Origin of the sequence: Nocardia gamkensis NBRC 108242 (assembly GCF_001612985.1) — a bacterium.
GTDB classification, from domain to species: Bacteria; Actinomycetota; Actinomycetes; order Mycobacteriales; family Mycobacteriaceae; genus Nocardia; species Nocardia gamkensis.
The window spans coordinates 45,474-56,800 of the sequence record NZ_BDBM01000052.1 but is presented as its reverse complement, the minus strand read 5'-3'; the positions used below and the strand labels follow the sequence as shown (position 1 = coordinate 56,800).

At 69.6% G+C, this 11,327-nt stretch carries 13 protein-coding genes; 2 read left to right on the top strand and 11 right to left on the bottom strand.

The window, feature by feature from the left end:
* A partial coding sequence (locus NG1_RS37920; RefSeq protein ID WP_218019012.1) for a hypothetical protein occupies nucleotides 1–195 on the top strand: 195 nt, incomplete at its 5' end.
* Nucleotides 196–201: 6 nt separating this feature from the next.
* Here the strand turns inward: NG1_RS37920 and NG1_RS29145 are convergent.
* The 3 genes from NG1_RS29145 to NG1_RS29135 form a co-directional block, all read right to left on the bottom strand.
* Complete coding sequence (locus NG1_RS29145; RefSeq protein WP_062976126.1) at nucleotides 202–954, bottom strand: YebC/PmpR family DNA-binding transcriptional regulator; 753 nt, start codon at nucleotides 952–954, stop codon at nucleotides 202–204.
* 162 nt (nucleotides 955–1,116) lie between these two features.
* A complete protein-coding gene (gene pdxT, locus NG1_RS29140; RefSeq protein WP_062976124.1) occupies nucleotides 1,117–1,767 on the bottom strand; it encodes a pyridoxal 5'-phosphate synthase glutaminase subunit PdxT in 651 nt (216 codons plus the stop codon).
* A 79-nt stretch (nucleotides 1,768–1,846) separates the two neighbouring features.
* Nucleotides 1,847–2,668, bottom strand: coding sequence for an acyl-CoA thioesterase (locus NG1_RS29135; RefSeq protein ID WP_062976122.1), 822 nt, complete (start codon nucleotides 2,666–2,668; stop codon nucleotides 1,847–1,849).
* Nucleotides 2,669–2,774: 106 nt separating this feature from the next.
* Here NG1_RS29135 and NG1_RS29130 point away from each other — a divergent pair, with 106 nt between their 5' ends.
* Nucleotides 2,775–3,401 carry a nucleoside/nucleotide kinase family protein gene (locus NG1_RS29130; protein ID WP_062976120.1) on the top strand — a complete coding sequence of 209 codons (627 nt, stop codon included), beginning with the start codon at nucleotides 2,775–2,777 and terminating at the stop codon, nucleotides 3,399–3,401.
* A 213-nt stretch (nucleotides 3,402–3,614) separates the two neighbouring features.
* On the opposite strand, the gene NG1_RS29125 is transcribed toward NG1_RS29130, so the two are convergent.
* The 8 genes from NG1_RS29125 to pgsA all read right to left on the bottom strand — a co-directional run bounded on the left by NG1_RS29125 (nucleotide 3,615) and on the right by pgsA (nucleotide 11,320).
* Nucleotides 3,615–4,349 carry an SDR family oxidoreductase gene (locus NG1_RS29125; RefSeq protein WP_062976118.1) on the bottom strand — a complete coding sequence of 245 codons (735 nt, stop codon included), beginning with the start codon at nucleotides 4,347–4,349 and terminating at the stop codon, nucleotides 3,615–3,617.
* Between the two features lie 144 nt (nucleotides 4,350–4,493).
* Nucleotides 4,494–4,988, bottom strand: a complete 495-nt coding sequence (locus NG1_RS29120) for a WKL family lipoprotein (RefSeq protein ID WP_062976116.1) — start codon at nucleotides 4,986–4,988, stop codon at nucleotides 4,494–4,496.
* Between the two features lie 160 nt (nucleotides 4,989–5,148).
* Entirely contained in the window at nucleotides 5,149–6,033 is an 885-nt protein-coding gene (locus tag NG1_RS29115; RefSeq protein WP_062976114.1) for a LysR family transcriptional regulator, read from the bottom strand.
* A gap of 24 nt (nucleotides 6,034–6,057) precedes the next feature.
* Nucleotides 6,058–6,978: a pyridoxal 5'-phosphate synthase lyase subunit PdxS gene (pdxS, locus tag NG1_RS29110; protein WP_062976112.1), complete on the bottom strand. Its 921-nt coding sequence runs from the start codon at nucleotides 6,976–6,978 to the stop codon at nucleotides 6,058–6,060.
* 422 nt (nucleotides 6,979–7,400) lie between these two features.
* Nucleotides 7,401–8,444: an NUDIX hydrolase gene (locus NG1_RS29105; RefSeq protein WP_062976138.1), complete on the bottom strand. Its 1,044-nt coding sequence runs from the start codon at nucleotides 8,442–8,444 to the stop codon at nucleotides 7,401–7,403.
* Nucleotides 8,444–9,568 (bottom strand): glycosyltransferase family 4 protein, encoded by a 1,125-nt coding sequence (locus tag NG1_RS29100; RefSeq protein WP_062976110.1) that lies wholly within the window; start codon nucleotides 9,566–9,568, stop codon nucleotides 8,444–8,446. The genes NG1_RS29105 and NG1_RS29100 overlap by 1 nt, the downstream gene beginning before the upstream one ends.
* Nucleotides 9,565–10,533 carry a phosphatidylinositol mannoside acyltransferase gene (locus tag NG1_RS29095; RefSeq protein WP_062976108.1) on the bottom strand — a complete coding sequence of 323 codons (969 nt, stop codon included), beginning with the start codon at nucleotides 10,531–10,533 and terminating at the stop codon, nucleotides 9,565–9,567. Before NG1_RS29095 ends, NG1_RS29100 begins: the two co-directional genes overlap by 4 nt.
* Nucleotides 10,534–10,624: 91 nt before the next feature.
* Nucleotides 10,625–11,320 (bottom strand): phosphatidylinositol phosphate synthase, encoded by a 696-nt coding sequence (pgsA, locus tag NG1_RS29090; RefSeq protein WP_062976106.1) that lies wholly within the window; start codon nucleotides 11,318–11,320, stop codon nucleotides 10,625–10,627.
* Nucleotides 11,321–11,327 lie beyond the last annotated feature (7 nt).

Genomic DNA, 11,327 nt, shown 5'->3' with positions numbered 1-11,327 from the left:
GGCGCGCACCCGGATGTACCGGACTCCGGCTCGCGCAGTGCTGGCGACCAGGGCGCGGCACATGACGTCGGCGAACTCGGGGAGATCACCCGAGTGCCGCACATCGACCGCGAAGGGGCGGACTGTCCGGACGTGCTTCGGGGCGGCCGTCAGGAGACCGGCCGCCCCGATTTCGCGCAGTATTACCCGCGGTAGCTCGATTCAGTCGTCGAGCTGAGCGAGCACCTCGTCCGAGATGTCGACGTTGGTGTAGACGTTCTGCACGTCGTCGCTGTCCTCGAGGGCGTCCACGAGTTTGATCACCTTGCGCGCGCCGTCGGCGTCCACCGCAACCGACACCGAGGGCTGGAAACCGGACTCGGCGGAGTCGTAGTCGATACCGGCGCCCTGCAGCGCGGTGCGCACCGCGATCAGATCGCCCGGCTCGCTGATGATCTCGAACGACTCACCGAGGTCGTTGACTTCCTCGGCGCCCGCGTCCAGCACCGCCATCAACACGTCGTCCTCGGACAGGCCGTTCTTCTCCAGGGTGACGACGCCCTTGCGATGGAAGAGGTAGGCCACCGAACCCGGGTCGGCCATGTTGCCGCCGTTGCGCGTCATCGCGACCCGGACCTCGCCCGCCGCCCGGTTGCGGTTGTCGGTGAGGCACTCGATCAGCACGGCGACGCCGTTGGGTCCGTAGCCCTCGTACATGATCGTCTGCCAGTCGGCGCCGCCGGCTTCCTCGCCGCCGCCGCGCTTGCGGGCGCGCTCGATGTTGTCGTTGGGGACCGACGACTTCTTCGCCTTCTGGATGGCGTCGAACAGCGTCGGGTTGCCATCCGGGTCACCGCCACCGGTACGGGCCGCCACCTCGATGTTCTTGATCAACTTCGCGAACAGCTTGCCGCGCTTCGCGTCGATCGCAGCCTTCTTGTGCTTGGTGGTGGCCCATTTGGAGTGGCCGCTCATTCCCTACTTCCTTCAGGTCGATGGCACGTTCGGTCGTGTGTACGGTACCGGCACGGCCGGGCGGACAGCTTCCCCAGCCTACTCGGGCGTCCACTACGGCCCTGCAAAGCGGCCCCGGCTTGGCACCCGCTCGTCTTCGCGGGTTCCGTCCGAGCCCGCCCGTCAAGCCGAGCGGACCATCTCCACGAACATCCGGTGCACCCGCAGATCGCCGGTCACCTCGGGATGGAACGAGGTCGCCAGGACATTTCCCTGCCGCACCGCGACGATCCGGCCTGCGGCGGGACCGTCCGGCACGGTGGCAAGTACCTCGACGCCCTCGCCTGCCCGCTCGACCCAGGGCGCTCGGATGAACACCGCTCGCACGGGGCCACCGGGCAGGCCCGCGAACGGCAGATCGGTTTCGAACGAGTCGACCTGACGGCCGAACGCGTTGCGCCGCACCGTCATATCGATGCCGGACAGATGCTCGGCATCCGGGCGGGTGTCGAGCACCTCCGAGGCGAGCAGGATCATGCCCGCGCAGGAACCGAACGCGGGCAGGCCGTCGCGCAGCCGCGCGCGCAGCGGCTCCAGCAGTTCGAAGGCCGCCAGCAGCTTGCTGATCGCGGTCGACTCGCCGCCGGGCAGCACGAGCGCGTCCACCGCCGCGAGCTCCGACTCGCGCCGGACCAGCACGGGCTCGGCGCCGCAGCTGGCGAGCGCGGCGACGTGCTCCCGGACGTCGCCTTGCAACGCGAGCACGCCGATCACGGGACGGGACGGCGTCTGTCCGGTGTCGGCGGCGGGGGCGGTGACCGAGGTAGCGTTCACGCCGGAAAGCTTACGAGCCGTGCCGATGTGGGCGCGCTCACGGTCGGCTGCCACACGCGCATCGCCGCAACCGCCCGGATCACTCTTCGCGCAGCGTGCGGATCAGGCCTTCCTGAACCACGGCCGCGACCAGCGTGCCCTCCCGGGTGAAGATCTTGCCGCCGGTCAGGCCCCGGCCGAAAGCCGCCGACGGCGAGGACTGGTCGTAGAGCAGCCATTCGTCGGCCCGGAACGGGCGCAGGAACCACATCGCGTGATCGAGCGAGGCGTTCTGGGTCGGCTCGTCGGGATGGACGACCTTCGAAGAACCCAGCAGCGTCATATCGCTCATGTAGGCGAGGGTGCACACGTGCACCAGCGGATCGTCCGGTAGCAGGTGCCGGTAGCGGAACCACACCTGTTGCTGGGAGACCACGCCGTCGCGGCGGGACACGTTCTCCGGCGGGACCATGCGGATGTCCCAGTGTTCCCACTCGCGCATCGCCCACAATCGTTCCGGACTCATCGTGGTGCTGGCGTCGGGCAGATCCTCCGGCATCGGAACGCCGGGCATGACGTCCTGATGCTCGGGGCCCTGGTCACCGACATGGAACGACGCCGACATGGTGAAGATCGCCGCGCCGTCCTGGATGCCGGTCACCCGCCGCGTGCAGAACGACCGGCCGTCCCGGATGCGCTCGACCTGGTAGACCGTGGGTTCCTGCGGATTGCCCGGACGCAGGAAGTAGCCGTGCAGCGAGTGCACTTGGAATCGCGGTTCCACCGTCCGGACCGCGGACACGAGCGCCTGGCCGGCAACCTGGCCGCCGAACGTGCGCGGAAGCTGGGTCTTGGTGGACGCGCCACGGAAGATGTCCCGCTCCAGCCGCTCTATCTCCAGCGCCTCTTCGATTGTCGCCATGGGCAGAGATTATCCCGGCCGCTCACGATGTCGCCGCTCGGCTGCCGGTGAACGTCCGGCAACGCCCACGCCTGCTCCGGCCGTCGCGATTTGCTGAGATGGACGGGTGCCCCGCTTTCTGCCCATCACTCCGGACGGACTCGTCGAGCAGGTGATCGAACCCGTCCTGACCGCGGCCTCGCACACCGTGATCGCGGTCGACGGCGCGGACGCCGCCCAGCCGGTGGCGCTCGCCCGGCGGATCGTCGAGGCGCTGCGCGAGGCGGGCCGGTCGGCCGACGTGGTCTCCCTGCACGACTACGTACGTCCCGCCTCACTGCGCATGGAGTTCGGCCGCACCGACGAGATGTCCTATCGCACCGCGTGGTTCGACTACGCCGCGCTGCGCCGGGAAGTGATCGACGCGCTCCGCCGGCACGGCCGGTGGCTGCCCTCGCTCTGGGACGAAGCCGCCGACCGCTCCGCGCGCGCCGCGATCCGCACGGCGCCGCCGGCGACGACGATCGTCCTCGCGGGCCCGATGCTCGCCGGACGCCACCTCGACGCCGACCTGAGCCTCCGGCTGGACCTGTCCGAACCCGCGCTCCGCCGCCGCACCGCGGCCGACGCGCAGTGGACCATCCCCGCTCTGCTGCGGCACGACGCCGAGAACCCCTACACGCCAACCTTCTTCGTGCGGTGGGATCATCCCGAGCGTCCGGCGCTTCGAGTCGACGAGCACCGGGCGAATTAGCCTCCTTCTCTGCCGATATCGGACTGCTGGGTAGCGTCCGGAACTAATAATCAGATGCGCATAACAACGTATCCATATGTGTCCCCTTCTCGACGGTGCACTGGTCCACGTCCCCCGACCTCATGTCGGCGCGCTCGCCCGATCAACGTTTCGTGATGACGATCGGACTCGATCCCGTCGCACGGCCGGACTTGCCCAACGCTCCCTCACCACTCACACCAACCGGTGCCCGCCGTCCACGTGCAGGACGGTGCCGGTGATGAAGGGATTGCGCATCACACCGAGCATCGCCTGTGCGATATCGGACGGACGGCCGATGCGCCCGACCGGCAGGCGCGCGGCGAGCTGCCGGTGACGTTCGGTCTTCGCGGGCCCCGCGATGGTGTCCCAGATCGGGGTGTCGACCCACCCTGGTGAGACCACGTTGACGCGGACCGGGCCGAGTTCGAGGGCCAAGGCGTAGGCCAGTGAGGCGAGCGCGCCGTTGACCGCCGCCACCATGGCGCCGCCCGGCGCGGGCCGATAGGCCGCCACGCCGGAGGTGAAGGTCACCGAACCGCCCGGGACCACCCGGGCGTGCTTGGCCAGCAGAGCGGGGCCGATCAGCTTGGACGAGAACAGATTCCGGGCCTGGCCGGCGTCGAACTCGGCCAGCGGCTGATAGGCGCCGGTGATGTCGGCCGCGGTGGTGACGACATGATCGACCGGCTCCGATTCGTCGAACAGGCGCTCGAGATCGGCTTCGCGGGTGATATCCGCGACGACCGAGCGCACCGAGCCCGGCCCCGCGGGCAGGCCGCGTTGCGCCGCGGCAAGCCGTTCGGCGGAACGGCCCGCGATGGTGACCTCCGCGCCCTCGGCGACCAGCGCGGCCGCCAGCGCCAGTCCCATGCCGGAGCTGCCGCCCACGATGACGACACGTTCGGGTGTTGTGCTGCTTGCTGTCATGGCTCCAGCCGACCATCGTCGCGGTCGAGTGTCCATGTCGCGCTATCGAATACGCTTTAGCCGGAGACTAACGCCGCAGGCCGAGGACCGTTCCGGGACCGCACAGGGCGACGCACTGCACCGCCCCGTGCGCCCGGCCGGCTCTCAGGGGGTGCAGGCCGGTGATTGCTGGTTCAGATTGGCCAGTGCCTGGCACGCCCACGTCTTCTGGACCTTCCACTTGCCGCCGTCCAGCACGAACGGGACGTCGACCTGGTTTTCCTGCCCGTTGATGGTGAACTTCGCCTGTGCGGTCACGCTGTCACCGAAGGCGGTCACTCCGGTGACCACCGCCGTGGCGTTCGCCTGCCGGAACGCCTCGGCCAGGCGGTTGGGCAGGCCGGGGTCGGCTTCGATGCCCTGCACGAGATCGAGTTTGTCCTCGTTCGGCACCGCGGGATCGAGGGCCTTCTGCAACAGGGCGTTGAGTTCGTCGACGGTGGGCGCGGCGGGGGTGGTTACGGTCGCCGAGGCGGCCGCTGTGGTGCGGGTCGACTTGGGTGAGTCGCTCGTGTCGTCACTGCCGCAGGCGGCGAGGCCGAGGGCGGCCACGAGGGCCAAACCCGCTACTGCGGTGCGTCCGGTCTTGGGAAGCTTCAACTGTTCGTCCTTTGCGCTCGGATCGATCCGGTGAGAGGGCGCGAAATGGCCTTGGACGGCCATCGAATGGCGAAGCTACTGAGCGTGATTGTGGGAACCATGAGACGACCTTCTGGCGGCCGTAAGAGTTGAACCTAGCACCGGAAGCGGTCCGCGCGGCTCATTCCGCCGACAGGTCGGCGGTGAGGGCGGCGATCAGAGCCGCGACGGCCGGGTCACGCACCGCCGCGCGCCAGGCGACCGCGTAAGTCACCACCAGGGGCGCGCCACGGAGCGGCCGCCAGACCAGACCGGGCAGTCCGTCCGCGCGCGAGGAGCTGAGCCCGATCACGTCGGGCCGGGCGGGCAGCACGGCGAGCATCTGCGCGTGCCCCATCGCGCTGGCACTGAGCCGCACCCGCGCGCCGTGGTCGGCGAGCGCGCGCAACAGCGCATCGTGCAAGCCCGCGGCGGATTCGCGCGCGAACAAGATCAGCTCCTGGCCGCTGAGCTCGACCGGATCGAGCAGTGCCTCGCCGGCGAGCGGATGCCGCTGCGACATCAGCACGCCGAGTTCCTCGCGGGCCACGGCCCGTTGCGCGAAGCGTTCGGGCAGGTCTACCGGGGTGCGGACGAGCGCGAGGTCGACCTCGTCGTCATCGAGGAAACGCACCTGATCGGCGGTGGTCCCGCCGGTGAGCACCATCCGGGCGCCGGGCAACGCGGCGGTGAGCAGACTCCCGATGCGCGTCGGCAGCCAGGGTGGAACGCCGTTGAGCAGCCCGAGGCGCAGCACCGGGGCGCCGGAGACGGCAGCGCGCCTGGTCTGCCTGACCGCTTCGTCCATCGCGCGCAGCACGGTCTTGCCGGAGCGCAGCAGCACCGCGCCCGCGGGTGTCAGTTCCACCCGCGGCGCACGGATCAGCAGTGGGCCGCCCAGCTCCCGCTCCAGCACCTTGATCTGCTGGCTGAGCGTGGGCGTCGAGATGAACAATCGCTCCGCGGCCCGGCGGAAGTGCAACTCCTCCGCCAGGACCACGAAGTACCGCAACTGCCGCAACTCCACGCGGCAGACGCTACCGGCCCGGGATCACCAGCCGCGCTCGGCCAAGCGGTGCGGCTGGGCGATGTCCTCGACGTTGATGCCCACCATGGCCTCACCGAGACCGCGCGACACCTTGGCCAGCACATCCGGGTCGTCGTAGAAGGTGGTGGCTTTGACGATGGCGGCGGCACGCTGGGCCGGGTTGCCGGATTTGAAGATGCCCGAACCCACGAACACGCCCTCGGCGCCGAGCTGCATCATCATCGCGGCGTCGGCGGGAGTGGCGATGCCGCCCGCGGTGAACAGCACGACCGGCAGCTTCCCGGTCTCGGCGATCTCACGGACCAGCTCGTAGGGCGCCTGCAGCTCCTTGGCCGCGACGAACAACTCGTCCTCGGGCAGCGACGACAGGCGGCGGATCTCCTGCCGGATCTCGCGCATGTGCGTGGTCGCGTTGGACACGTCACCGGTGCCCGCCTCGCCCTTGGAGCGAATCATGGCCGCGCCCTCGGTGATTCGGCGCAGAGCCTCGCCGAGGTTGGTGGCGCCACAGACGAACGGCACGGTGAAGTTCCACTTGTCGATGTGGTTGGCGTAGTCGGCCGGGGTGAGCACCTCGGACTCATCGATGTAGTCGACGCCGAGGCTCTGCAGGATCTGTGCCTCCACGAAGTGGCCGATACGGGCCTTCGCCATGACCGGAATGGAGACCGCGGAAATGATGCCGTCGATCATGTCCGGGTCGCTCATCCGGGACACGCCGCCCTGGGCACGAATGTCCGCGGGCACTCGCTCCAGCGCCATCACCGCGACCGCGCCTGCGTCCTCGGCGATCTTGGCCTGCTCCGGTGTGACGACATCCATGATCACCCCGCCCTTGAGCATCTCGGCCATGCCGCGCTTCACGCGGGCGGTGCCGACGGTCTGGGTGGTCTCAGGGGTGGTCACGGCTAATTCCTCCAGCATGTGCGCCAATCGGTCGCTCGGATGCGAACGCCACGATTCTAAGCCGGTGGCAGAAGGCCACTTGATAGCCAGTTGGAGGGCACTGGCCTGGTGTGATCTCGGTTATGCGCCCTGGGCCGGGAGGGCTCGGCGAGCGCGCCATCCCGGCTGCCCGGCCGTTGCCGGGCGCCGGCTCACAGCGGGCCGACCACCAGCAACGTCGCCCAGTACTCCGCGGCCGCGGGGCCGATCAGCGGCAACAGGAAATCGAACAGCAGGTACGACATGAACGAACTACCTCCACAACCGAGCTGGAACGGCCCCGCCGACGGCAGGACCACGACACCGAACTGACATGCGTCCCTGACAGCAGTACCCTCCGGCGCGCCGAATCATCGCGACGCTATCACGATCGTGAAACACATCACATGCGTTCGGGGCGGTCAGCGGATGGAGCGGACCTCCGGGTCGGCAGTGCCCGATGCCGCCTCGGCGGCTTCGCCCAGCAATTCGTCCAGGTGGTACGGATAGACGGTTTCGCCGGAGCGGTCCAGCGCGACGATATCGGCCGCGGTGCACCATTTGTGCCCGGTGATCGAGCGACGTTCGATCAGAGTCCGATTCGCCGCGTGCGGTTCGAATCCACGCGCCCGCAGCGCGAAGAACAGTTCCTCCGACCGGATCAGCTCACCGTCGAAGGGGAACACCGCGACCCGCCGCCAGATCGGGCCGCGCAGGTCGGCCGGATCCGCGCGGTAGCCGGTCTCCTCGTACAGTTCCCGCACGGCCGCCGCGCGCAGGCTCTCCCCCGGGTCCACGCCGCCGCCGACGGTGAACCAGAACGACACCTCCGGCGTCTTCGGGTCGTTGCCGCGCATCAGCAACGTCCGGTCGTTCTCGTCGAACAGCACGACCCGCGCCGTGGTGCGGATGGTGTCGACCGCCAGGCCGGTGGACGCCGCGGGAGTGGCGCGCTCGGTGATCTCGAAGTAGGAAGGCAGCGGAGCGGTACCGCCGAGGTGCAGGATCCGGACCGGACGGCGGGTGCGCAGCGCCAGCGTGTCGCGCACGGCGTCGTTGTGGAAGCGGCGGGCGATCAGCACCCGGGCCTCGGCGTCGGCCAGTTCGGCGACCAGTTGCGGGCGCAGCGTGCCGATGTCCACCGCCGACAACGCGGAGGACAGCCGGTTCTCCACCGTCTCCCGTTCGGCGCGCCCGGCGCGCTCGGCCCGGTCGGCCAGGGCCGAGAGTTGTCTGGCCTGCTCCGCCATGGCCGGATCGGACACCGGACCCGCGATCGCCATGGCGACCGACCGGGCCACCACAGCCCGCCGGGCCAGCGCCGCGTCCAGCGCCTGCCAGGACTGGTCGGAGCGCACGTGCAGCCGGTCGAGCCGGTTGGCGGTGGAGTACGCCCACAGACCGATCGCGACGACGATCGCCGCGATCAGCGCGAGGACGAGAACGGTCGTGGCGGAGAACGTGATCATCCGGCGGCCCGCACCCGGGTGTCGCCGACGGTCACCGTCTCGTAGACGCGCAGTATCTGTTCGGCCACCACCGGCCAGTCGTACTCGCCGACCACCTGCGTCGCGGTGCGAACCAGGGCCTCTCTGCGCACCTCGTCGGTGAGCACGGTGTGCAGCGCGGCGGCCAGGGCCGCCGAATCCCCGATCGGGACCAGCATGCCCGCCGTACCGTCCCGCAGTACCCGGCGGAAGGCGTCCAGCTCACTGGCCACCACCGCGGTGCCCGCCGCCATCGCCTCGATGAGGATGATGCCGAAGCTCTCCCCGCCCAGGTTGGGCGCCACGTACACGTCCGCGCTGCGCATCGCCGAAGCCTTCTCCTCGTCGGACACCTGGCCGAGGAAGCGCAGGTGGCCTGCCAGCTTGCCCGCTTCGCGGCGCAACCGGTCCTCGTCGCCGCGGCCGACGATCAGGATCTCGACGTCGGGATGCCTGCGCACCAGATCGGGCAGCGCGCCGAGCAGTACATCCATGCCCTTACGTGGCTCGTCGTAGCGTCCCAGGAACAGCACCGTGCCGCCGGAGCGCGGATAGCCGGGCAGCATCGGCGCGCGGGCGAACGCCGGGACGTCGACCCCGTTGGGGATCTCCACCGCGTCCGAGCCCAGCGCCTCGACCTGCCAGCGGCGCGCCAGCTCGGAGACCGCGATACGGCCGGAGATCTTCTCGTGATACGGCCGCAGCACACCCTGGAAAGTGCTCAGCACCAAGGACTTCGTCGTCGAGGTGTGGAAGGTCGCGACGATCGGCCCCTCGGCGATCTTCAACGCGAGCATGGACAGGCTCGGCGCGTTCGGTTCGTGGATGTGCAGGACGTCGAAGTCGTTGCCGTCGATCCACCGGCGAATCCTGGTGTAGGCCATGGGCCCGAACGACAGCCTGGCCACCGACCCGTTGTACGGGATGGCCACCGCCCGGCCCGCCGACACCACGAACTCCGGAAGCGGAGTGTCCTCCGACGCGGGCGCGAGCACGCTCACCTTGTGCCCCCGCTCGATGAACACCCGCGCCAGCTCGACTACATGTGCCTGCACCCCACCGGGGACGTCGAACGAATAGGGGCAGACCATGCCGATCTTCATGGCGATACGTCTCCCTGCTCGGCCCCGAGGCTCGCCTGTGCGGTGTCGATCATCGCGCGCCGCCGGAGCGAGAGATCGCTCTCCCACAATGGTTGCAGCATGTGCCAGTCCGCGGGATGCTCGGCGATATTCGCCGCGAAGCGATCCGCCAGCGCCTGCGTGGCCGCGGCTACGCCACCGGAAACGTCCACCGGCGCCTCGACCTTCAGGCCCCAGTTCTCGCGGCCGTCGGCCTCGACCTCGAACCACGCGTGCACCGGCAGCAGCGCCGCGCCGGTCTCGATGGCCAGTTTCGCCGAGCCCGCGGGCATCCAGGTGCGCTCACCGAAGAACTGGACCGGAACGCCCTTGCCGGTGAGGTCGCGTTCGCCCAACAGGCACACGATCCTGTTCTGCCGCAGGCGGGCCGCCAACTGGTCGAACGGCGGTTGCTCGCCACCGGTGAGCGGGAAGACTTCGAAGCCGAGGCTCTCCCGGTAGGCGACGAACCGCTCGAACAGCGATTCCGGCTTCAACCGCTCGGCCACGGTGGAAAGGCTGCCGTAGTGCTGCACCAGCCAGACGCCCGCCATGTCCCAATTGCCGGAGTGCGGCAGCACGAAGATCACGCCTCGGCCCTGTGCGAGTGCGGCGTCGAGGTATTGCAGCCCCGCGACGAAGTAGTCGATCGCCGCATGGTCCATCCCGGGCAGCCGGAACGCTTCCCGCCAGTATCGCGCGTACGACCGCATGCTGGCGCTGATCAGCTCGTCCGGCACGTCGGCGGGCAGTACGCCGAGCACGCGCGCCAGGTTGCGCCGCAACTGGTTCGGCGCGCCGCCCGCGTGGAACTCCCGATTGGCGCGGCGGGCGACCCGGTCCCCGCCCCACTCGAACAGTCGCCGGGCAGTCGACTCCGGCAATGCGCGCACCAGCCGCCAGCCCGCCGCGTATCCGGCGGCGCCGAGCTGCTCCCCTATCGTCATCCGCACTCCCGCACCGCAGGTCCGCTGTCCATCGTCGTCGCGAATACCCGGACGCCGCCGTCGATCGGCCGGCGCCCCGCACGGCGTGAGATCACGACGGAAGTCCCGAGGTGTCGGCGGTTCCCGCGCTCGGGCTCTGCGGCCGCGCGGCCGGGATCACGGTGCGCGCCCCCGGCGAGTTGCGCACGGCCAGCACCCGCTGAACGACGGTGACGATACTGAGCACGGCGAGAATCCACATGGCCGCGTGCACGGCGTAGGTGAGCCACTCGATCCCCCAGTAGCCGGCGATGCCGGTGAATCCGGCGCCCACCAGCACGATGATCAGCCGATCCGGCCGCTCGATGATGCCGCCGTCCGCGGACAGCCCGCTGGCCTCCGCGCGCGCCTTGGCATAGGAAATCACCTGCGAGGTCACCAGAACGACCAGCGTCGCGGCGAACAGCGGCCTGTGCTGTTCGTGGAAGACCGCCCACCACGCCAGCCCGGCGAAGATGGCGCCGTCGGCCAGCCGGTCACAGGTGGCGTCCAGCACCGCGCCGTATTTCGTCCCGCCGCCGCGCGCCCGGGCCATCGCCCCGTCGAGCATGTCGAACATGACGAACAACCAGATCACCATGGTTCCCCAGAACAGATGTCCGGTGGGGAACAGCGTGACCGCGGCGACGATGGAGGCGGTGGTGCCGATCAGCGTCACGGCATCGGGCGTGAGTCCCGTGCCGACCAGCGCCCGGCCCAGCGGAGCCGTCGCCTTGGCGAACGTCTCGCGGCCGAAGAAGCTCAGCACGGCCGAT